Raw genomic sequence first — 20,292 nt, 5'->3', positions numbered from 1 at the left:
CCTGCCCGTTTCTCTATTGGCGTCCGCCGGACGCCTCGAGCTTCTTCCCGCCCCGTCAGGCCAGACGACAGCGCTCGAAGAACCGTTCGCGGCCGATGATCATCAGCGCCGCCCGCTTGTGCGGAAAGTCGAACTCCTTCTCGCAGTGGAAGCACAGGTTGTGCATGTGACCGATCATCCGCGCGTTATCTGCGCGCGGTTCCGCCACCACTCGCTGCGAGCGCGGGTCGTCGAGAAACAGGTAGTGGACCAGTGCCGATAGCCAGCAGGCGACCTTGTGCGGACCCCGGTGGGCCTCCTCGCCGACCAGCATGTGGATCCCGCGGTCGTAGTCTTCGGCCACGTAGAACGGCGCGATGCGATCCTCCTTCGCCCAGTAGGCCTCGAAATAGGCGAAGGGCTCATCGTCGAAACAGCCGATGAGCCCCAGTGCATGAGGATCCGCCTCGAGCTGGCGCAAACGCTCGCGATGTTGTTCCAGGCTTCCATCCTCCTGCCAGAACTCCGCCACCCTGGGCGAGTTCTGCCAGCGATGAAAACGCTCCAGGTCCCTCTCGATGTCCAGGGTACGCAAGGATATCCAGCATCCCAATCGCGCATCGAAGCGCCGGTAGACCTCTCCCCTGGGCTTCGGCCGGCGCAGCGGATGACGCTTTCCATCGGTAAGTTGCATCGACTGGGGATAGCACGGCTGGGCAAGCGGCAGCCAGGGCCATGGCAACTGCCAGAACCGGCCCCTCTCGCAGACATAGGTGCCCGCTGCGGCGGCTCCTGTCAGCATCCCCTTCGCCAGGGACTCTTCGGGTTCCCAGGACAGCGACCAGACGAGCCGCTGGCAATCCGGATCGCGGGCGAACAGCCAGTAGCTGGCGGCCCACAACGCATGCTCGGCATCGCCGCCGGGAAGCTCCTCCACCGCCAGCCGTATTTCCGTGTCTGTGCGCTCCAGGCGCAGGCGCAACAGCAACGCACCATCCAGGGCAAGGCTGAGCCGGCTATCGGTTTCGTCGCCACTCAAACGCTGCCCGCCAGGCAACGGCAATACAGTCAGGGAATTCAACAGGGGCATGATCGGACTCGAGACACGGAGTTGTTCTCAGAGGAACGTCATGTGAAGGAGGAAATTTAAGCGCGCGCGAGCCAGGCGGCAACGCGCGCGTCGAGGCGCCAGCGTCATCCAGAGGCGCGGCCGGAGGAACAAGGAAGAACCCGAGTGAGCGAAGTACGCGGCGCCCACTGGCTCAGTAGACTTCCGGCACGATGATCTCGCCGGGCGTCGGATGCCTGACGTAATCGGCGTGGCGCAGGCGCTCCGGCAGGTGTACCGGCGGCTGCGGAACTTCCCGGTAGGGCATCTGCTGCAACAGGTGGTGGATGCAGTTCAGCCGCGCGCGCTTCTTGTCGTCGGCCTGTACCACCCACCAGGGCGCCTCGGGGATGTGGGTGCGTTCGAGCATGGTTTCCTTGGCCTTGGTGTAGGCCTCCCAGCGCCGCCGCGACTCCAGGTCCATCGGACTGAGCTTCCACTGCTTGAGCGGATCGTGGATACGGCTGAGGAAACGCAGGTGCTGCTCGGCGTCGGAGATGGAGAACCAGTACTTGAGCAACTGGATGCCCGAGCGCGCCAGCATCTTTTCGAACTCAGGCACGCTGCGGAAGAATTCCTCGTATTGTTCGTCGTTGCAGAAACCCATGACCCGCTCGACCCCGGCACGGTTGTACCAGCTGCGGTCGAACAGGACGATCTCGCCACCGGCCGGCAGGTGCGAGACGTAGCGCTGGAAATACCACTGGGTCTGCTCGCGGTCGTTCGGCGCGGGCAGCGCGGCAACCCGGCAGACCCGAGGGTTGAGGCGCTGGGTGATGCGCTTGATCACGCCGCCCTTGCCCGCCGCGTCGCGTCCCTCGAAGAGAATCACCACCTTGTGCCCGGTGTGCACCACCCAGTTCTGCAGTTTCACCAGTTCCCGTTGCAGGCGGAACAGTTCGCGGAAATAGCGGCGCCGACTCAATTCGCCGGGCGCATCCTCCTGCTCGGGACCGAACAGCTCGTCCAGGTTCAGCTCGTCGTCGAGCAGTTCCTGCTCCAGCTCTTCGTCGTGTCGATCGAGCCAGTCGCGACCGATGCGGCCCGAGGTATCGCCATAGGAGTCCATGCGCTGCTCTCCACGTCATGCCGAAATACCGCGAATGCTAGGCGCGTCTTCATGACGGTTTGGTGACGGTTCGATGAAAACGTAGCGATCGCCCGCCGTCGAAAACAGTCGAAAGGTCACTGAAAGTCAGAAAATTCCCTAATCATTTGAATGACTTGGCCTAAGCTGGCCAGCCTCTCCGCACTTTCCACATGCTCCGCGCACCCCGGCGACCGCCGGGGCGAACCGCGCCCTTGCGGCGCCATTGATCGGAGATCGACCATGCAAGCGTTTTCCAAACAGCAACTCATCGATGCGCTGAACGCCCAGAGCAGCGACCTGGCCACCCTGCAGAGCCTGGTCATGGGCCTCTACCTGTGGATTCGCGACAGCCATGGCCAGGCCAGCGTCGATGCGGCCTTCCAGCGCGCCCGCGAGGAGGCCAGGCAATTCCGCCAGCAGAGCGGCAACCAGGCTGACGAGCGATTGATCCTGCACCTGGCGGAAATCGTCCGCGAACAACCCTGAGCCATGACCGGCACAGACTGACCGGTTCGGCCTGACTCAAGGCCGCAAGGCAGTCCCGGGCGCCGCGGAATCGACTTTCGCGGTGTCCTCCGCGGGCAGCACCCGGATGGTCGCGGTCACGCCGGCGCGCAAGGTGTTGCGCTGGCGATAGGCGGGATCGATGGCGATGCGCACCGGAATTCGCTGGGCCAGCTTGACCCAGGTATAGCTCGGGTTGATGTTCGCCAGCAGGCGCGAGCCCTCGGCATTCTCCCGGTCGGTGATGGCATGGGCGATGCTCTGCACGCGCCCGTCGAAGCGCTCGCCGCTCATCAGTTCCACCCGCGCCCGGCTGCCGACGTGGATGCCCGGCAACTTGGTCTCCTCGAAGTATCCGCTGACATAGAACGAATCGCGGTCCACCAGCGCCAGCAATGGCACCCCGGCGTGGGCGTAGTCGCCCTCGCGGGTCTGCAGGTTGGTCACGTAGCCGCTGACCGGGGCGCGCACCTGGGTACGTTCGAGGTCGAGACGGGCCTGCTGCAAGGCGGCTTCGGCAAGCTCCACGTTGGCCTGGGCCAGGCCGAGGCTGGCCTGGTTCCTCAGCAACTCGGCCTGGGCCAGGCTGACGTCGGTCTGGGCCTTTTCGTTCTCTTCCACCGATAGCATCGAGCGCTTCTGCAATGCCGAGCGCCGTTGCGCCTCGCTGCGGCGCTGGCGCAACTGGGCCTGGCTGGCCTCGATCGCCGCGCGCGACTCGCCCAGCGCCGCCCGCGCCACGTTCACCGCGCGCTCGGCGCGCAGCACCGCCAGTTCATAGCGCGCCGGATCGATGCTGAGCAGCAGCTCGCCCTTCTCCACGGGCTGGTTGTCGCTCAGCGGCAACCGGGTGATCAGCCCGGAAACGTCCGCCGACAGCGTCACCACATCGGCGCGGACCCGCGCGTCACGGGTCCAGGGCGTGCGGGTGTAGCGTTCCCAGGCGAGGAACACCAGCGCCGCCGCCACCAGCACCGCCAGCAGGGTGGCCAGGCGCGGCCATTTGCCTTGCAACAGGTTCATCGGGACATCTCTCCCATCCACAGGATCAGACCGGCGCAGATCGCGCAGTACAACGCGCCCTGGAACAGCGCTTCGTGCCAGACCCGCTGCAACACGCCGAAGCGCCGCAACAGCGGGTTGAGCAGCAGCAGGATCAGCCAGGCCAGCAGCAGCGCCTGGGCGATCGGCGGCAGGTAGGCGCCCCCGACCTCGACATCAGCGGGCATGTCCGCCCTCCTCTTCTGGTTCTTCGACGACCGCCGGTGCGCCGCGGTCCTCCTCCAGCAGCGTCCGATAGCGTTGCAGCGACTGCTGCAGGATCAGTACCGCGACATTCATGATGAAGCGCTGCCGCGTCGCCCCGAGGTCCTTCGACGGCTGCGCCAGCAAGGCCTCCAGGCCCCGGCCGAAACGCCGCAGGGCGGCCAGGGCGAGGTCCTGCCGCGGGGCGTCCGCGCCGCCGGCTATGTAGGCGGCGACCTCGCGCAGCGCCTCGCCCAGCAGCGGCTGCAACTCCAGCGGCACCACCCCGGCGTCATGCAGCGGCTCGCGCAGGCGGTTCAACGCCACGCCCATCACCACGCAGCCCAGGGCGCACTGGAAACGTTCCGCCGCAGCCGGCTCCTGGCTCGCCGGCAGCAGGCCGACCATCACCGCCAGGCGATCGATCATCCGCGTCTCGAAGGCGAAGCGCTGCGTCTCGCTGGCCTCGCAGCGCGACATTTCCGCGACGTCCTGGCGCGACAGGTAGAGCAGCCGGCGCAGGCGCGGGTCGGCGCGGAACGGATAGACCAGGGCGAACACCAGCACGGCGAGGACCGCCGCGGCGAGGAAGCCGCCGACGAACTCGAACCACTGCGAAGCGTTGCTGTAGTAGACCGCGATATTCTGCGGCGCCACCATCAGCAGGGTCTCCAGGCCGATGCCCATGGCGATCCCGGCGCTCAGCGGGCTGCTCAAGCCGACCGCGACCACGTACAGCAGCAACGCCATCCACAGCGCCAGCCACTCGAAGTCGGCGGATGCCGGCAACAGCACGAACAGCAGCGCCGCCGAGATCAGGATCGCCAGCAGCAGCCCGCGCAGGAAGTTCTGCGCCGCCAGCAGCGGACGCGGGAAGGTCGCCATCAGCGAGCACATCACGCCGACCAGCAGCAGGCTGCTGAGGGCGCCGTTCCAGGCGCTGGTGATCCACAGCCAGGCGGCGCAGGACAAGGCGACGAAAGCGCGCACGGCGTTCATCGAGGCCAGCGCCCAGTCCAGGTGCAGCGCCTGCGCCTGGCCACGGCGGTAGAAACTGCTGGCCTGGCGGCCGGACTGGATCGCATCGTTGAGTTCGAGCACTTCGCCCAGGCGCTGGAACAGCCGCGCGTATTCCCAGCGCAGGATCGCCACCTGCGGGCGCAGCGCCGGGCTCAGCGCCTCGTCGTAGGACTCCGCGCGCGTCGCCGCGGCATCGAAGGCCTGGCGCACCGCCTGGAACTCCTCCAGCACCTCGGAGGGTACCGCCCGCCCCTGCTCGGCCAGCGCGTCCAGCACCCGCAACGCACGATCCAGCAGTGCCTGGATATCCGCCGGCAACGGCCCGACCCAGTGCGCCCGCACCAGCAGGCGATGCTGGCGCAGCAGCAACAGCCGCGAGGCCATCAGCACCAGCAGGTTACCCAGCAACTGCACCAGGCCATCGGCGCGGCGCAGGTTCGGCGCGTCGAAATAGAGGTGCCGGCGCAGGCCGTCCAGCGCGGTGATGCTGGCGACCAGTTGCATCTGCCGCTGGTTGAACGACTCGTCGCCCTCGTCGCCGCGGATCACCGCCGCGGCGTGCCGCGCGGTACTGCGGATCAGGCCGTCGACCTGGGCGAAGTAGCCCTTCGCCACCGCCTGCGGTCGCGCGCTGAGCAGGCTGACCAGGGCCACGCAGGCGACGCCCAGCAGGGTCTCGGTGACCCGCACCACGGCGAGCATGAAGGTGTTTTCCGGATCGGGAATCGACAGCACGGCGACGATCACCGCGGTGAAGCCGCTGAGCACGAAGGCGTGCGAGTCGGTGTAGCGCAGCAAGGTGCCGCCGGCGGTGCAGAGCGCCAGCCAGAGTCCCAGGGCGACGAAGAACGGCAACGGTTGCTGGGCGAACAGCGCCATGATCAGCACCGCCACCACGGCGCCGGCGAAGGTACCGAGGACCTGGGCGAAACTGCGCTTGAGAGCCATCCCGGCCAGCGGCTGGCTGACGATGACCACGGTCATCAGCGCCCACTTCGGCTGCTCCAGGTCGAAGAGGAAGGCCAGGTAGAGGGTCAGCAGCCCGGCGGCGACGGTGCGCAGGGCGAACAGCAGGGTTTCCCGCGGCGGCCGCCAGAGCAAGCGGGCGTAGAATTTCAGCCCTTCCATGCCCGGCCCCACACCTCCAGGCAACGGTTGGCCGCGGACCAGGCGGCGATGAAGCGACTCGACATGCTGGTTTCTCGTTCGGGGTTCATGCGGCGGGTTCGCTTCCAGTCTAGAAGGCGCAAGGAAATCCGTGGCCGCCTACGGGGGCGGGCAGGTGCGGTCGGCCACGGAGCGACGAGTCGCGGCTACAGGGTAAAAGCCCCGACAGCCTTCCCGGTAGCGCGTCCAGGCGAAAACCGTTTTCGCTGAGAACGAACGCTGCGGCGCCTTTCGATTGGGTAAGCTTGCTCAAGGCTGGATCGATTTAGCTTGCGAATCAAGCGGATAGAAAGCCCAAGGAAAACGACCAGGAGGAGCCGAGAATGCGTCGAGCGATTGCCACTGTATCGTGGGCCCACCGATGAGCCTGCGTTTCGACGATATCGAAGCCTTCCTCAACGTCGCCGAACTCAACAGCGTGACGTCGGCGGCCGAGCGCATGAGCCTGTCCAAGTCGGTGATCAGCAAGCGTGTCAGCGATCTCGAACGACGCCTCGGCGTCCGCCTGCTCTACCGCACCACGCGCAACGTCGAGCCGACCGAGGCCGGGCATTTCTTCTACAAGGCCGCCAAGGCCTCGCTGCAGGAACTCAACAACGCCGCGGAGATCGTCGCCCTGCGCGAGAACGACCTGTGCGGCGAATTGCGCATCGTCACCCCGATGAGCTTCGGCACCCTCTGGCTGTCGCCGATCATCGCCGACTTCATGAGCCAGCACCCGCGCCTGGAGATCGTCCTGCAGATGGACGACCGCCTCACCGACTTCGAGAAGGAAGGCTACGACCTGAGCATCCGCGTCACCCGCCTGGACGACAGTTCGCTGATCGCCCGGCCGCTGGCCAACAGCCAGCGGGTGGTCTGCTGCAGCCCCGACTACGCGGAACGCCACGGCACGCTGGACACCCTCGAACAACTGATGCAGCACGAGTGCCTGGGCTACAACAACGCCACGCCGAGCCAGGTCTGGACCTTCGAACCGGCGTTCCCCGGCGCCAAGCCCCGTGCCGTCTCGCCACGCGGACGCTTCAGCAGCAACAACGGCCAGGCCATGCGCGACGCCGCCCTGCGCGGCCAGGGACTGGCGTTGCTGCCGCTGTTCATCGTCGCCGAGGACCTCAAGAACGGCCGCCTGGTGGACGCCGCGCCCGGCCTGCGCCCACTCGACGACGTGATCTACGCGATGTATTCGCGGGCGGCGGCGATGTCGCCGAAGGTCAAGGCGTTCATCCAGCATCTCCAGCAGGCGCTGTCGATCCCGCCCTGGGGCAACGGCTGAGCGACCGAACCATTCCCGCGAGGCTCCGGTCAGATACTGGGCATGCGGAGAAGACTCCCAGGAGCCTGTCGTCTCTCCCCCGTCCGGCCACTCGGCCCACAAAGGAGAACTGCCATGATCGTGCGTACCCTGCTCATCGCCGCCGCCCTGCTCGGCGGCACCGCCCAAGCCGCCGAAAGCACCGACCTGTGCGGCGCCAACCTGCAGAAGCTGGACGATATCCTCGCCGTGCGCGGCAAGACCTCGGTCACCGGTGCGCGGGTCACCGAGGTCAAGGAACTCCAGGCCAAGGCCAGGCAGGACCAGGCCAGCGGCGACACCAAAGGTTGCATCACCGCCACCACCCAGGCCCTGCAGATCCTGCAGAACACCGGCAAGAAATGATCCGCGACAGACGCAAGGCGGATAACCGCAAGCGGTTATCCGTCCTACCCCAATGCGACCCTCCGCAGGGCGAATAGCGCCGCAGGCGTTATCCGCCGACACTCCAGCCCCCGCCCCGACCGCGTCCGATTTCGCTCACTCGAAGCGCAGGCTTTCCCGTACCGCGCGGATTTCCGCCTGGCTGGCGTCGTAGGCCTCGGCCAGGCCGGCATAGGACAGCGAATAGGCCGAGGTCTTGCCGGCCGCGGCGAGCAAGGTCTGCTTCATCACCACGGCGCCGCGCTGGCGAATGGTGCAGGTGGTCTCCAGCGCCGCCAGCCCGCCGGTGGTGGACGGCTGCGGCGAGGTGCAGGCGGTCTGCAGGCCGTTGCGCAGGAACTCGATCTGCACCAGCTTGCGCATGTGCCCGAGGACTTTCTCCAGGTTCACTGCCTGCCCGCTCTGCAGGGGCATCCGCGTCACCTCCATCACCAGTGCCTGGGAGCCGTCTGCCTGCAACTTGACCGCGCGCTGGCGCTGGCCGGCGCCGGCCTGGCCGGGCTGCGCGGCGGGCAGGTCGCTGACCTGCCAGCCCGCCGGCCAGCGCGCCATCGACGCCTCGGCCAGGCTCAGCGCGGACAGCGTGCCGACCGCCAGGGCCAGCCAGCGCCAGCCGTTGCGTCGCGTTTGCGCCTGCCTCACGGTGTACCCTCCTCTTCGCGTCCCTCCACGGCCGGCCGGGGCTGCCCGAGGGGCTCCTCGAAACGCAGCAGGCGTCCGGCATTGCCCAGCACCAGCAAGGTGCTGAGGTTGTGCAGCAGCGCCGCGACCATCGCCCCGGCCGCGCCGAGCAGGCCGAAGGCTGCCGCGGCGACGATCGCCAGGGTCCAGCCGAGGCCGATCGCCACGTTGACCTGCAGGGTCCGCCGGCATTGCCGGCTGAGCCGCACGCAGGTGCCGAGGCGGCGCAGGTCGCTGCCGATCAGCACGATATCCGCCGAGGCCAGGGCGATGTCGGCGCCGCCGGCGCCCATTGCCACCCCGACCACACCGGCCTTCAGCGCCAGCGAATCGTTGATGCCGTCGCCGACCACCATCGGCCGGAAACCGCTGCCGATCTCCGCGCCGACCTGGCGCAGCTTGTCCTCCGGCAACGCCTGCGCCACCAGTTGGCGAATCCCCACCTGCTTGGCCACGGCGTCGGCCACCGCCCGGCGATCGCCGGTCAGCAACAGTTGCCGGCCCAGACCCAGTTCGCGCAGATCGGCCAGGGCCTCGGCGGCCTCCGCGCGTACGCTGTCGGCCAGCAGCAGCCAGCCGAGGAAGCGCCCGTCCAGGGCGATTCCGGCGATCGGTCCCTCATGCTCCGGCACCTCGCTGGCGTCGATGCCCAGTTGCTGGAACAGTTCGGGCCGGCCGAGGGCGGCTTCGCCCGCCGCTGTTCGTGCGACCACGCCGAACCCCTGGCGTTCGCGGATATCGCTCAATGGATGATAGGCATCGTGCGCCGCCAGGGCTGCCAGCGCTCGGCTCACCGGATGGCTGCTGGCGGCGCCGAGGCTAGCGGCCAGGCGCAGCACCGACGCCTCCTCGGCGGCATCGGCCAGGCGCAGCGCCTGCAGGCGCAGGCTGCCATGGGTCAGGGTGCCGGTCTTGTCGACCACCAGCGAAGTCAGGTCCGCCAGTTCCTCGAGGAAGGCCGAGCTGCGGATCAGGATGCCATGACGGGCGGCCACGGCGATCCCGGCGATAGCCGTGGCCGGGGCGGACAGCACCAGGGCGCAGGGACAGGCGGCGACCAGCACGGCGAGCATGGCCTGGGCATCGTTGGTGACGAACCAGGTGACCGCGGCGATCAGCAACACCAGCAACATGTACTGCCCGGCGTAGCGCTCCAGCAGGCGGGTGATCGGCGGCTTGGCGCGCTCGGCCTGCTGCATCAGGCCGATCACCTTGCCCAGGGTCGAGGCCTCGCCGGTACGGGTTATCTCGATGCGCAGCAGGCCGTCGAGGTTGATCGCGCCGCCGTAGACCTCCATCCCCGGCGCCACCTCGAGCGGCACCGACTCGCCGGTGATCGGCGCGGTGTCGAGACTGGCCTGGCCCTGCAGGACCCGCCCGTCGGCCGGAACCCGGTCGCCGGCGCGCACTTCCACCTGGTCGCCCGCTCGCAGGCTGGCGTTGTCCACCTCGCTCAGGCTGCCGTCGGCCTCGATCCGCCGGGCATGGCTGCGGGTCAGCTCGCCGAGGGCGGCGATGGCCTCCTGGGAGCCGATCACGCTGCGCTCCTCCAGCACGTGGCCGAAGATCATGATGATCGGCAGCAGCGCGGCGGTCAGCAGGTCGCCGCTGGCCCAGGCGCCGAGCATGGCCAGCGCGATCAACTGGTCGGTGACGCCGTGCAGGCTCGGATGCCGCAGGCTGTCCCAGGCCGAGCGGGCCACCGGCAGCGCCACCAGCAGCGACGCGACGCCGAGCAGGATCTGGCTGACCCCGGCCTGGTCCGCCGCCAGCCAGCGCCAGGCCAGGCCGAGCAGCAACAGGCCGAGGGCGAGCATCGCCAGGCTCAGCTGGCGCGCGGCGCGGCGCTGCTCGTCGCGGCTGAGCAGGCCGCCGCCGAACGGCAGGTGATGATGGTGATGCGCGCAGCCGCCATGGCTGCCGTGGGCGGTCGGCTCGCTCATGCGCACCTCCCGGGGCGAGCCGCGGCGGCTATTGCGGGAAGCGCGCGTCCGGCCGGCGTACGTAGTCCAGGGCTTCCTTCTCGGTGAGCTCCCAGATCTGCTTGACCTGCCCGTTGTTGTCGCTCTTCAGGCCGACGAAACTGCCCTTGAGCTGGGGCATGCGGCCATAGACGATGAACAGGTTCTGCGCCGTGCGGATGCGCACCGACGGCGCCACCGAATAGCTGACGGTCTTCTTCCCCAGCCCCAGGGTGAGCACGCTGCGCAGCAGGCTCTGCTTGGGCTTCTTCAGGGTGATGACCGGGTACTGCGCGCTGGCCACGAAGCCCACCAGCATGTCGCTCGGCAACTGCCGCGCCAGCGCCTCGCCGCCGCACAGCAACAGCGCCAGCCCGCACAGCAGGGCCCTGCCGGGTGATAGCCGCGCACCGTTGCCCGTGAATGGAATACCGCCTGCCGTCATTGCCCGTCCCGTTCGCCTGGTTGTTCGACTCGGCGCCGCGTTCCGCTGGCGGAAGCGCGTACCGAAGGTTGATGCCGACGCAGGGTAGCCGTTTCACGTTCGCTTGTCCGTCCATTGTTTCACAGCCCGCGAAGGGCACCGTCGGGCAGCGGCTCATGGCTGCCCACCTTGCAGAATCAGGCGGCCATCGTCGCGCGGATCGACGCTGCCGACCGAACCGGCCTTGCCGAGGATCGCCGGCACCCGTTCGCGGTACAGGTGCCAGAGCAGGCCGGCATCGGTCGCGCCCAGCGCCGGGGCCAGGCCAACGATGCTGGCGGTGTCGCGGCGCGCCTGGGCCAGCCGTTCGCCGGCCTCGGCGCGGGCGAGCTGCAGGGTGCGGTCGGCCCCCTCGGTGGCGGCCTGGGTGAGTTTCTCCGCCTCGGTGCGCGCCTTGGCGACGTTCTGCTCGGCCAGTTGGCTGGCGGTCAGCACCGCGTTGAAGGCGCTTACCGCATTGCGCGGCAGGCTCGACTGCACGTCGACCCGCACCACCTGGATGCCCAGCCCGCTGCCGGCCGCGGCCAACGCCGCCAGGCTGTGGTTGATGCCCTGCACCAGGTCGCCGCGCAGGCGTTCGCGGCGCTCGGCGACCGCGCTGTCGTTGCCGAGCAACTCCGGGCGCGCCACCAGGATGGTGTCCAGGTCGCGCGCGGCGCAGACCTGCACGGCGTTGCGCGCCACCAGCCGGTCCAGCGCCGGCAGCACGTGGGCGCCCTGGAGGACGTAGGCGTACGGGTCGTCGACCTTGTAGAACACCCGCACGTCCAGTTGCACCACCCCGGCGTCGCCGGTCAGCAGGTAGCCGGAGCCGGCCAGCGCGTCGCTGGACAGGCTGACGTCGAGATCGGCGCGACGCGCCTGCTCGGAACGCAGCAGGCCCTCGACGCGGCGTTCGATCACCTGTTCGGCGGACGGCAGCAGCACCACCTGCTCCAGCGGCTGCGGCCAGGCCAGCAGCAGGCCGGGACCGGCCAGGCGCTCCAGCGCGCCCAGGCGCAGCACTACGGCGCGGTTCTCCGGGCCGATCTGACGGACGTTGGAAAACGCCCAGGCCAGCGCCGCCAGGAGGGTCACGCCGAACAGTGCGAGGAACGCCAGGCGTCCGGCCTGCAGCCAGGGGCTGCGCAGCCCCTCGTGCGCTTCGCCGCTCATGGCCGGCGCCCGTTGGCCGGCGCTTCGGCGGGGAGCGCCGGCGGCCCGTCGACCAGCACGCGGAACGGTGCGGCATCGGTGCGCAAGACCAGCCGGGTATCGCCGTTGACGATGGTGCCGAGGGTGTCCAGCGAGCGCAGCAGGTTGTATAGCTGCGGCGAACCGGCGTAGGCCTTGCCGTAGATGCGCGCCGCCTCGACCCGTGCCTGGGCCTCGACCTCCGCGGCTTTCACCGAAGCCTCGGCCTGGATCACCCGGGCGTCGCGCTCCGCCGCCGAACGGATCTCCGCGGCCTGGCGACGGCCCTCGGCGGTACGCTCGGTGGCGATGGTCTCGCGCTCGGCGCGCATGCGGTCGACGGTGGCGCCGAGGGTCACCTTGGGCAGGGTCAGGCGCTCGATGCCGACCTGCACCACCTTGACCCCGTAGGTCGCCAGCAACTGATGGTCGATCTGTTCGCGCAGGCGCGCTTCGAAGTCGCCGATACGCACCCGCGACGCCTCGGTATTCACCAGGTCGGCCAGGTCATAGGCGCTGGCGGTGGTTTCCAGCGCCGAGCCGACGAAGGTGCGCAACTGCCGGGCAGCCTCGTCCGGCTGGTTGCGCACCGCGCGCATGAAGCGCTGCACGTTGTCGGCGTCGCCCTGGACCTGCCAGGCCACGTAGGCCTGGACGATGATCCGCAGGCCATCGCGGGTGCCGACGTCCTGCAGGCCGCTGGAGGTGGTGCGCAGGCGCAGGTCGACCGGGATCGCGCTCTCGAACGGCAACGGCAGGCGCCAGGCCAGGCCCGGTTCGAGCAGGACCCGCGCCGGGTTGCCGAAACGGGTGATGACTATCGCCTCGCCGGAACGTACCTGCACCAGGCAAGCGGCGGCGACGGCGAACAGCACCAGCAGCGCGGCGACCAGCAGCCGGCGCCAGGGCGGCGCGGCCTGTGCGCCATGGCCGTGATCGTGATCGTGATCGTGATGATGCTCGTGGTGGCTGTGCGAGTGGGAGTGACCGAGGCTCAAGAGCGCTCTCCTCATGGTGCGGATTGCCCGGCCGCGGACGCCGGAGCGGCGGACGGACGGGACGAAGACGGGGAATCCAGGCGGCCGAGGCCGAAGCTGCGCAGGTCGATGGTCGGCGCGCCGGCGCCGGCGATGCGGTGGTCGATGAGCAGCAGGTTGGCCTTGCCCAGGCCGCGTCCGAGTTGGCGGTAGTAGGCCTCCAGCAGGAAAGCCTGGCCGGCGTCGGCATAGCCTTCCCGCTCGGCGGCGAAACGCCGGTCGGCGGCCTGCGCGGCGGCCAGGGTCTCGCGGGCCTGCGCGCTGGCCCGGTCGTGCGCCACGCTGGCCTGTAGTTGCGCCTCGTTGCGCTGCGCGGCGGCCTGCCCGCGCTCGCGGGCGATCAGCGCCTGGGCGGTGATCTGCGCGGCCTGCACCGCGTGGTAGGCGTTCGCCGCACCGGCCGGCGGATGGATCGCCTCGACCGCCGCGCCCAGTACCTCGACGCCGCTGCCGAGGCGGTCGAGATCGGCCTGCACGGCCTGGCCGATCTGCTCGGCCAGGCCCGCGCGCTGCTCGCCGAGGACCTCATCGAGGGTCCGCGAGGCGAAGGCATGCACCAGTACGCGGCTGGCGGTGCTGCGCACCAGCGTCGGCACGTCGGCGCTGCGGTAGGTCGCCGCCAGCGCTGCCGCGTCGTCGAGAGCGATGCGGTAGACGATGCGCACGTCCATGTTGACGATCTGGAAGCTCTGCCGACGGTCGGCCAGGCTGGCGATGACCTGCGATTTCTCGCTGACGTGGGAGGCGTCCCACAAGCGGTTGGCGCTATCCGGGGCCGGACCTTCGGCGGGCGCGAGCGGCTCGGCTCCGCCGTCGCCGGCGGCGACGCTGGTGGCCAACTCGTGGACCACCCCGTTCTCCACCGCCAACACCCGCCCCAGCGGCCAGGGCAGCCCCAGGTGCAGGCCGGGGCCGAGCACCGCGACCGGCTTGCCGAAGCGCTCGTAGACACCCCGTGCATCCATGCCGATCTCGCGTACGCCGCTGAGCAGCCAGCCGCTCAGCGACACCACCGCCAGCACCGGCAGGAACGCCCGCCGCATGAAACCGAAGGCCCAGACCTGGCGCAGGTCGATGCCGAAGCGCTGGTGCAACTCATGCTGCAGACGCTGCAGGGGACGCGGCGGCCAGCGCAACAGGTCGGCCAGCAGGCTGGTGGCGACCAGGCGCGGTTCGAGGCCGGCACGCTGCGGCGCGAACATCGCCAGGATCGCCCTGCCCAGCAACTCCAGCGCCAGCGCCGCCGGCAACAGGCCGAGCAGTACCGCCAGGCGCGGGGCCCAGGGGTGTCCCTGGCGAGCCAGGAACAGACAGAGGGCGGCCAGCACCAGGGTACCGATCAACGCCCGCGCCAGTTGCCCGAGGACCGGGGCTTCCGGCCACTGCGCCGGCCCTTGGCTGGCGAGGCGACGTTCCAGCACCAGCACCGCGAAGGCCAGCAGCAGGCAGATACCGATGGCGAGGTCGGCCGCTTGCCCGGAACTGGCCGGCGGCAGGTCGAGACGCCAGCCGGCGGCTACCAAGCACAACGCCAGCGCCGCGCTCGCCGCCAGCCACAGCGCAGCGTGCCCGAGCTGGGCCAGGCCGTGGGCGATGGCCTGGCCCAGGCGCTCCAGCAGCCGTTCATAGGCGCTGTCGGCGGTGGCGTCGGGTTCGTCCCGCTGCCAGCGCAGCCAGGCAGGCCGCGCGCTGGCCTCCGCGCCGAGGACCACGCAACGCCAGGCCGCGACCCGGTAGGCCGCGTGCAGACCGGCGAACAGGACCAGCCAGGCCGCGCCGAGGTTGTACAGCAGCGGCGGCCAGAGCGAGTCGGCGGCGAACAGGCCGATGAAGAACCCCAGCACGGCGCAGGCGGCGGCCAAGGCGACGCTGGCCGCTGCCCATCGCCACAGCTGGCGCAACTGCCGGGGCGCCTGCTGGAAACGCGGCAGCGATTCGGCGGCGACGCCCTCGGCGTCCAGGTCGACTCTCATCTTCACTCCAGGCAAAACTCGAAGGTACCGGCCAGGCCGGCGCAAACGCCCGCAACTTTATAACAATGCGCGTTAAGAAGTTGTCATGATTTGAAAAACAGTCTGCATCCCAAGGCTCTTGACTGGAAGACGAGAGTCTGTGTGCAGCACCCTGGGCAACACCTAACCAATCGAAAGGTTCTAAGCAGCCGGGAAAAACCACCGGACATCCGTGCAAACGACCATTCGTCGGCAATTTTCATTCAAATCGGATTTCTTATAACCAATCCGCATAGGCCTACCGGAGCCCTCATCTCCCCCGCAAAGGCACGCCATTCCGGGCCTCGACGCGTAGCCGGCAGGCCTTTTCGCATAGCCTGACGGTTTTATAACAGCGGCAGAGCGTCAATAATCCGACCATCGACTGTGATAGCGTCAAAAAAGAATCATATCGATCCTTTGTAGCGTTATCCGGTGCCATGCAGTCCTTATCGAACAACCGCCGGGGCCTCGCCAAGCCCCGGTTCGAGCCACGCATTGCGTGGTCGCAGCAAACGTTTGTGCGGATTACCCCAGGAGGCTCGCCCATGACCGAATCGACTGCCGGGGCCGGAGTCCATGGCACAGCCTCCGGACAGGCTGGCGAAAGCCCTGCCGCGCGCAGGGAACGATCGCCGGTGACGGATCGTCGATGAGCCGGGGGAAGCCATGCGAAGCCTGATCGGGATGACGTTCCTGAACTCCTCCGTAGGCCAGCGCCGGCTGCGCCAGAACGGTATCGTGCTGCGCCTGGGACCGGTAGTCGCGGATCGCCGGCGCGCGACCCTGCCGCACCGGCAAGGTCACTGCCTCGATCGTCAGGACCTGGAAACCCTGTTGCTATGGCTACAGCGGCACTTCCTCTGCGTTCCCCTGGAACACCTGCTCGAAGGCCCCGCTCCAGCCTGCCTGCGGATCGCCCTGAGCGTCGACGGCAACCCTGCGGAACTGGCCGAGCAGGTCTATCCGCTGCTGGAACGCTACGAAATGCCGGCGAGCGCCTTCATCGGCGGTGACCCGCGCAGTTGGCGCGAAGCGGTGGCCGAGACGCTCTGGCAGGCCGATGCGACTGCCGCCGGACCCTTGCTGGAACTGCTGGAGGGTTATAGCGGCGCGGCACTCATGGCGGTGTTCGAACGCACCGGCGACGACCAGCGTCGCAGCCGCAACCTCGACCTCCTCCTGCGCAAGCTGGAACGCCTCGACCCGGCCTCGCAGCAGGCCTTGCACGCGGCCTGCCCGGTTCCCGCACTGTACAGCGCTGGCGACTGGGAGCGGGTCCGCCGCCTGGAAAACAGCGGCCTGCTTCGCTTCGGCCTGCGCGGACAGGAGCCGCACCCATCGGCAGGCCTTTGCGCCGAGGACTGTCTCGGCCGCGCCCACCGCCAGCTCCAGCAGCATTGCGCCGCCCCCCTGCCGGTGTTCTGCCAAGCTCGTACCACACCCGCCGCGCAACCCGGCCTGCGCGCCGCCCTCGGTCGGCTTGGCTACCGCTTCGCCTTCGGCGCGCGCAATGGCCTGGTGGATACCCGTTGCGACCCGCTGGACCTGCCGCGCATCGAGGTGGATGCGGCGATCGCCGCCCGTCCCGGCCGGCTGGCCTGGCACATCTATCGTGGAGCCCGCCCATGAGCATGGCTTCCAGCCCGTTCCCAAGGAGGCGCGACAGGCAGTCGCCCTCCGCCGGAAGACCGCCCGAACCACGGGAAGCGAACGCGCCGTCGCCCGCCATGCCGCAGCGACGCCGCTCTCAGGGATATGGCCAGCCCAGCTGGCCCGGTATCAGCAAGGATCGTCCCATGACTGCAGACACCCCTACCTCTGTCGCTACCATCAACCACCTGCTGCTCGGCGCGCCCTACACCAGCCCACTGGTGATCCCCGGCGACTGGCTGGTCGACGAGCTGGAAGGCGCCGTGGAGGTCGGCGGCTTCACCGACGGCCTGTTCCGCTGGCCGACGCGCAAGCGCAGCGGCCGCCCTTCGCCGATTCTCTGCGGCGACCTGCTGCGCGCGGTACGTACCGAATGCGCCGAGTCGGTGCAGTTCTGGTGGGGTTTCAGTCCGAGCCTGGTGGGGCGCTGGCGCCGCGCCCTCGGCGTGACCCGCCGCAACAATCCCGGCGACCAGGCGGTGGCGCGCGCCCGCGCCGCCCTCGCCCGCTCGCTGGACCGCAAGGCGCCGCCGAAGGCACCGGCCGCCTGGTCCAGCGAAGAAGTCGAGTTCATCCGCCGCCACGGCAGCAAGCGCAGCCTGGCCTGGTGCGCCTACATGCTCGGCCGCAGCTACCAGAGTGTCGCCAGCAAGGCCGAGGAGCTTTCCCCGCACAGCGGGCGCGACCGCAACAATGCGATCTGGAGCAAGTCCGAGGAAGATCTGTTGCGCCAGCACTACCAGCAGCGCGGCTCGCTATGGTGTGCGCAGCAGACCGGCAAGACCCGCGCAGCGGTATTCCACCGGGCCAAGAAGCTGGGCCTGCAACGGCAGCGGCCGAAACACCCGTGAGGCCGGTCGCCGCCCTCTCCCGCCGAGGCGAGAGAGGGCCAGTGCTCAACCGCGGTAGTAGCGCTGCGCCACGAAGGGCATCTTGCTGACCACCAGGGTCACCGGCTTGCCGCGCACCATCGCCGTCACCTCGCTGCCCAGGCCGGCCAGCTCGCTCGGCACGTAGCCCATGGCCAGCGGCGCGTTGAGACTCGGACCGAAACCGCCGCTGCTGACCTTGCCGATCGCCCGCCCCTGGGCATCGACGATCTCGGCGCCCTCGCGCACCGGCATCCGCCCCTGCGGCAGGAAACCGACGCGCTTGCTGGCAACGCCCTGCGCCTGCTGGGCAAAGATCCGCTCGGCGCCGGGGAAGCCGCCGGCGCGCACGCCGTCGGCGCGGCGCGCCTTGGAAATGGCCCAGCCGAGGCTGGCTTCGACCGGCGTGGTGGCGCTGTCCATGTCGTGGCCGTAGAGGCACAGGCCGGCTTCCAGGCGCAGCGAGTCGCGCGCGCCGAGGCCGATCGGCGCCACTTCCGGCTCGGCCAGCAGGCGCCGCGCCAGGGCCTCGGCATGGGCGGCGGGCACGGAGATCTCGTAGCCGTCTTCACCGGTATAGCCGGAGCGGCTGACGTAGCAGTCCTGGCCGAGCAGCTCGACGCGGGCGAACTGCATGAAGGTCATCTGCGCCACCTGCGGCGCCAGGCGCTCCAGCACCCGCACCGCCGCCGGTCCCTGGAGGGCGAGCAAGGCACGCTCCTCGAACAGCGGCTCGACGCTGCAACGGTCTTCCAGGTGACGACGCAGGTGCGCCAGGTCCTGGTGCTTGCAGGCGGCGTTGACCACCAGCAGCAGGCAATCGCCGAGGTTGGCCACCATCAGGTCGTCGAGGATCCCGCCCTGCTCGTCGGTGAACAACGCGTAGCGCTGCTGGCCCACCGGCAGGTCGAGGATGTCCACCGGCACCAGGCTTTCCAGGGCCAGCGCCGCATCGGCGCCCACCAGGCGGATCTGGCCCATGTGCGAGACATCGAACAGACCGGCCTGCTCGCGGGTGTGCAGGTGCTCCTTGAGCACCCCGGCCGGGTACTGCACCGGCATGTCATAGCCGGCGAAGGGCACCATCTTCGCCCCCAGTTCCAGGTGCAGGGCGTGCAGGGGCGTCTTGGCGAGGGTTTCTGCGGTCATGTTTCACTCCATGGCATCCCGGCCTCCTGTCTGCCGGAGAGCCGCGATCGATTGTCGGGAAAGAAAAAAGAAGCGCCGGCGCAGCGGCGCGGTTCAGCATTCGATGATGTTCACGGCGAGGCCGCCGCGCGCGGTTTCCTTGTATTTGCTTTTCATGTCGGCGCCGGTCTGGCGCATGGTACGGATGACCTTGTCGAGGGAAATGAAGTGCTGGCCGTCGCCGCGCAGGGCCATGCGCGCCGCATTGATCGCCTTCACCGAAGCCATCGCGTTGCGTTCGATGCAGGGCACCTGGACCAGCCCGCCGACCGGGTCGCAGGTCAGCCCGAGGTTGTGCTCCATGCCGATTTCGGCGGCGTTCTCGACCTGCTGCACGCTACCGCCGAGCACTTCGCAGAGCGCCCCGGCAGCCATCGAGCAGGCCACGCCGACCTCGCCCTGGCAACCGACCTCGGCGCCGGAGATCGAGGCGTTTTCCTTGTAGAGGATGCCGATCGCCGCCGCGGTGAGCAGGAAGCGCACCACGCCGTCGTCGTCGGCCCCGGGGATGAAGCGCGCGTAGTAATGCAGCACCGCCGGAATGATCCCCGCCGCGCCGTTGGTCGGCGCGGTCACCACGCGGCCGCCGCTGGCGTTCTCCTCGTTCACCGCCAGGGCGTAGAGGTTGACCCAGTCGAGCACGCTGAGGGCATCGCGCAGGCCGGCCTCCGGCCGCTGGCACAACTGGCGGTGGAGCGCCGCCGCACGGCGCCTGACCTTCAGCCCGCCGGGCATGATGCCCTCGTTGCGGCAGCCGGCCTCGACGCAGTCCTGCATCACCTGCCAGATACGCAGCAGGCCGGCACGGGTTTCCTCGGCGGGGCGCCAGGCCTTCTCGTTCTCGGCCATCAACTGGCTGATCGACAGGCCTTCGCGGACGCAATGGTCGAGCAGTTGCCGCGCGGTCTTGAAGGGGAACGCCAGCGGCGTGCGGTCCTCGACGATGCGGTCGAGGCCGGCGGCCTCGTCGTCGACCACGAAACCGCCGCCCACCGAGTAGTACTCGCGGCTGCGGACCTGCAGGCCGGCGGCGTCGAAGGCACGGAAGATCATGCCATTGGGATGGTAGGCCAGCGGCTTGCGGATCAGCGCAAGGTGTTCCTTCTCGACGAAGCGGATCGGCCGCTCGCCGAGCAGGCGCAGCTCGCCGCTGGAACGGATGGCATCGAGCCGAGCGGGAATCGCGGCGGTATCCACCGTGTCCGGCTGCTCGCCCTCCAGGCCGAGCAGTACCGCCTTGTCGCTGCCGTGGCCCTTGCCGGTGGCGCCGAGCGAGCCGTACAGCTCGACCTTGACGCTGGCAGTGGCCTCCAGCAACCCCTCGCGCCTCAGCCCCTCGGCAAAGCGCGCGGCGGCACGCATCGGCCCCACGGTGTGGGAGCTGGACGGCCCGATGCCGATCTTGAACAGATCGAAGACACTCAGGGACATGCTCGTCTCCGC

At 69.1% G+C, this 20,292-nt stretch carries 18 protein-coding genes; 5 read left to right on the top strand and 13 right to left on the bottom strand.

The window, feature by feature from the left end:
- Positions 1-55: 55 nt before the first annotated feature.
- Both AT700_RS12845 and ppk2 read right to left on the bottom strand, forming a co-directional pair.
- Positions 56-1,069: a GNAT family N-acetyltransferase gene (locus AT700_RS12845; RefSeq protein ID WP_003116903.1), complete on the bottom strand. Its 1,014-nt coding sequence runs from the start codon at positions 1,067-1,069 to the stop codon at positions 56-58.
- Between the two features lie 172 nt (positions 1,070-1,241).
- Complete coding sequence (gene ppk2 / locus AT700_RS12840; RefSeq protein ID WP_003089666.1) at positions 1,242-2,156, bottom strand: polyphosphate kinase 2; 915 nt, start codon at positions 2,154-2,156, stop codon at positions 1,242-1,244.
- A 261-nt stretch (positions 2,157-2,417) separates the two neighbouring features.
- On the opposite strand from ppk2, the gene AT700_RS12835 reads away from it, so the two are divergent.
- The gene (locus AT700_RS12835; RefSeq protein WP_003113070.1) at positions 2,418-2,663 is read left to right on the top strand and encodes a hypothetical protein; all 246 of its coding nucleotides are present in this window, start codon (positions 2,418-2,420) and stop codon (positions 2,661-2,663) included.
- 36 nt (positions 2,664-2,699) lie between these two features.
- Here the strand turns inward: AT700_RS12835 and AT700_RS12830 are convergent, their stop codons facing one another.
- From AT700_RS12830 to AT700_RS12820, 3 genes are read right to left on the bottom strand one after another with little or no spacing between them, the layout of a single operon-like run.
- Positions 2,700-3,704 carry an HlyD family secretion protein gene (locus AT700_RS12830; protein WP_003113071.1) on the bottom strand — a complete coding sequence of 335 codons (1,005 nt, stop codon included), beginning with the start codon at positions 3,702-3,704 and terminating at the stop codon, positions 2,700-2,702.
- Complete coding sequence (locus AT700_RS12825) at positions 3,701-3,910, bottom strand: DUF1656 domain-containing protein (RefSeq protein WP_003116901.1); 210 nt, start codon at positions 3,908-3,910, stop codon at positions 3,701-3,703. Before AT700_RS12825 ends, AT700_RS12830 begins: the two co-directional genes overlap by 4 nt.
- A complete protein-coding gene (locus AT700_RS12820) occupies positions 3,900-6,074 on the bottom strand; it encodes an FUSC family protein (RefSeq protein WP_034086018.1) in 2,175 nt (724 codons plus the stop codon). Before AT700_RS12820 ends, AT700_RS12825 begins: the two co-directional genes overlap by 11 nt.
- A gap of 400 nt (positions 6,075-6,474) precedes the next feature.
- Here AT700_RS12820 and AT700_RS12815 point away from each other — a divergent pair, with 400 nt between their 5' ends.
- On the top strand, positions 6,475-7,389 hold the full coding sequence (locus tag AT700_RS12815) for a LysR family transcriptional regulator (RefSeq protein ID WP_003089677.1): 915 nt from the start codon (positions 6,475-6,477) through the stop codon (positions 7,387-7,389).
- A gap of 114 nt (positions 7,390-7,503) precedes the next feature.
- Entirely contained in the window at positions 7,504-7,773 is a 270-nt protein-coding gene (locus tag AT700_RS12810) for a hypothetical protein (protein WP_003102968.1), read from the top strand.
- Positions 7,774-7,908: 135 nt separating this feature from the next.
- Here AT700_RS12810 and AT700_RS12805 read toward each other — a convergent pair whose 3' ends face one another.
- From AT700_RS12805 to hflK, 6 genes are all read right to left on the bottom strand, one after another.
- Complete coding sequence (locus tag AT700_RS12805; protein ID WP_003102966.1) at positions 7,909-8,454, bottom strand: DUF4946 domain-containing protein; 546 nt, start codon at positions 8,452-8,454, stop codon at positions 7,909-7,911.
- Positions 8,451-10,436 carry a cation-translocating P-type ATPase gene (locus tag AT700_RS12800; RefSeq protein ID WP_003102964.1) on the bottom strand — a complete coding sequence of 662 codons (1,986 nt, stop codon included), beginning with the start codon at positions 10,434-10,436 and terminating at the stop codon, positions 8,451-8,453. Before AT700_RS12800 ends, AT700_RS12805 begins: the two co-directional genes overlap by 4 nt.
- Positions 10,437-10,464: 28 nt before the next feature.
- Positions 10,465-10,899, bottom strand: coding sequence for a hypothetical protein (locus AT700_RS12795; protein WP_003089693.1), 435 nt, complete (start codon positions 10,897-10,899; stop codon positions 10,465-10,467).
- Positions 10,900-11,052: 153 nt separating this feature from the next.
- Positions 11,053-12,093, bottom strand: coding sequence for an SPFH domain-containing protein (locus AT700_RS12790; RefSeq protein ID WP_048521083.1), 1,041 nt, complete (start codon positions 12,091-12,093; stop codon positions 11,053-11,055).
- Positions 12,090-13,109, bottom strand: a complete 1,020-nt coding sequence (gene hflC, locus AT700_RS12785) for a protease modulator HflC (RefSeq protein ID WP_048521082.1) — start codon at positions 13,107-13,109, stop codon at positions 12,090-12,092. The genes AT700_RS12790 and hflC overlap by 4 nt, the downstream gene beginning before the upstream one ends.
- An 11-nt stretch (positions 13,110-13,120) precedes the next feature.
- A complete protein-coding gene (gene hflK, locus AT700_RS12780; protein WP_016263446.1) occupies positions 13,121-15,121 on the bottom strand; it encodes a protease modulator HflK in 2,001 nt (666 codons plus the stop codon).
- A gap of 687 nt (positions 15,122-15,808) precedes the next feature.
- Between hflK and AT700_RS12775 the strand changes: the two genes are divergently transcribed.
- Together AT700_RS12775 and AT700_RS12770 are read left to right on the top strand one after the other, a co-directional pair.
- Positions 15,809-16,771, top strand: a complete 963-nt coding sequence (locus tag AT700_RS12775) for a polysaccharide deacetylase family protein (protein ID WP_039700649.1) — start codon at positions 15,809-15,811, stop codon at positions 16,769-16,771.
- Positions 16,768-17,643: a hypothetical protein gene (locus AT700_RS12770; RefSeq protein ID WP_003119384.1), complete on the top strand. Its 876-nt coding sequence runs from the start codon at positions 16,768-16,770 to the stop codon at positions 17,641-17,643. The genes AT700_RS12775 and AT700_RS12770 overlap by 4 nt, the downstream gene beginning before the upstream one ends.
- Positions 17,644-17,688: 45 nt before the next feature.
- Here the strand turns inward: AT700_RS12770 and gcvT are convergent, their stop codons facing one another.
- Complete coding sequence (gene gcvT / locus AT700_RS12765; protein WP_003122380.1) at positions 17,689-18,810, bottom strand: glycine cleavage system aminomethyltransferase GcvT; 1,122 nt, start codon at positions 18,808-18,810, stop codon at positions 17,689-17,691.
- Between the two features lie 93 nt (positions 18,811-18,903).
- The gene (locus tag AT700_RS12760; protein ID WP_003112071.1) at positions 18,904-20,280 is read right to left on the bottom strand and encodes an L-serine ammonia-lyase; all 1,377 of its coding nucleotides are present in this window, start codon (positions 20,278-20,280) and stop codon (positions 18,904-18,906) included.
- Between the last annotated feature and the right edge of the window lie 12 nt (positions 20,281-20,292).

The organism is Pseudomonas aeruginosa, from assembly GCF_001457615.1.
Lineage (GTDB): Bacteria > Pseudomonadota > Gammaproteobacteria > Pseudomonadales > Pseudomonadaceae > Pseudomonas > Pseudomonas aeruginosa.
The sequence above is the reverse complement of the archived record's forward strand: the minus strand, read 5'-3'. Positions and strand labels throughout refer to the sequence as shown.

What these genes read in the sequence shown, in the direction of transcription:
- AT700_RS12845 (WP_003116903.1), bottom strand. Translation starts at nt 1,069, where the DNA reads ATGCCCCTGTTGAATTCCCTGACTGTATTGCCGTTGCCTGGCGGGCAG.
- ppk2 (WP_003089666.1), bottom strand. Translation starts at nt 2,156, where the DNA reads ATGGACTCCTATGGCGATACCTCGGGCCGCATCGGTCGCGACTGGCTC.
- AT700_RS12835 (WP_003113070.1), top strand. Translation starts at nt 2,418, where the DNA reads ATGCAAGCGTTTTCCAAACAGCAACTCATCGATGCGCTGAACGCCCAG.
- AT700_RS12830 (WP_003113071.1), bottom strand. Translation starts at nt 3,704, where the DNA reads ATGAACCTGTTGCAAGGCAAATGGCCGCGCCTGGCCACCCTGCTGGCG.
- AT700_RS12825 (WP_003116901.1), bottom strand. Translation starts at nt 3,910, where the DNA reads ATGCCCGCTGATGTCGAGGTCGGGGGCGCCTACCTGCCGCCGATCGCC.
- AT700_RS12820 (WP_034086018.1), bottom strand. Translation starts at nt 6,074, where the DNA reads ATGGAAGGGCTGAAATTCTACGCCCGCTTGCTCTGGCGGCCGCCGCGG.
- AT700_RS12815 (WP_003089677.1), top strand. Translation starts at nt 6,475, where the DNA reads ATGAGCCTGCGTTTCGACGATATCGAAGCCTTCCTCAACGTCGCCGAA.
- AT700_RS12810 (WP_003102968.1), top strand. Translation starts at nt 7,504, where the DNA reads ATGATCGTGCGTACCCTGCTCATCGCCGCCGCCCTGCTCGGCGGCACC.
- AT700_RS12800 (WP_003102964.1), bottom strand. Translation starts at nt 10,436, where the DNA reads ATGAGCGAGCCGACCGCCCACGGCAGCCATGGCGGCTGCGCGCATCAC.
- AT700_RS12795 (WP_003089693.1), bottom strand. Translation starts at nt 10,899, where the DNA reads ATGACGGCAGGCGGTATTCCATTCACGGGCAACGGTGCGCGGCTATCA.
- AT700_RS12790 (WP_048521083.1), bottom strand. Translation starts at nt 12,093, where the DNA reads ATGAGCGGCGAAGCGCACGAGGGGCTGCGCAGCCCCTGGCTGCAGGCC.
- hflK (WP_016263446.1), bottom strand. Translation starts at nt 15,121, where the DNA reads ATGAGAGTCGACCTGGACGCCGAGGGCGTCGCCGCCGAATCGCTGCCG.
- AT700_RS12775 (WP_039700649.1), top strand. Translation starts at nt 15,809, where the DNA reads ATGCGAAGCCTGATCGGGATGACGTTCCTGAACTCCTCCGTAGGCCAG.
- AT700_RS12770 (WP_003119384.1), top strand. Translation starts at nt 16,768, where the DNA reads ATGAGCATGGCTTCCAGCCCGTTCCCAAGGAGGCGCGACAGGCAGTCG.
- gcvT (WP_003122380.1), bottom strand. Translation starts at nt 18,810, where the DNA reads ATGACCGCAGAAACCCTCGCCAAGACGCCCCTGCACGCCCTGCACCTG.
- AT700_RS12760 (WP_003112071.1), bottom strand. Translation starts at nt 20,280, where the DNA reads ATGTCCCTGAGTGTCTTCGATCTGTTCAAGATCGGCATCGGGCCGTCC.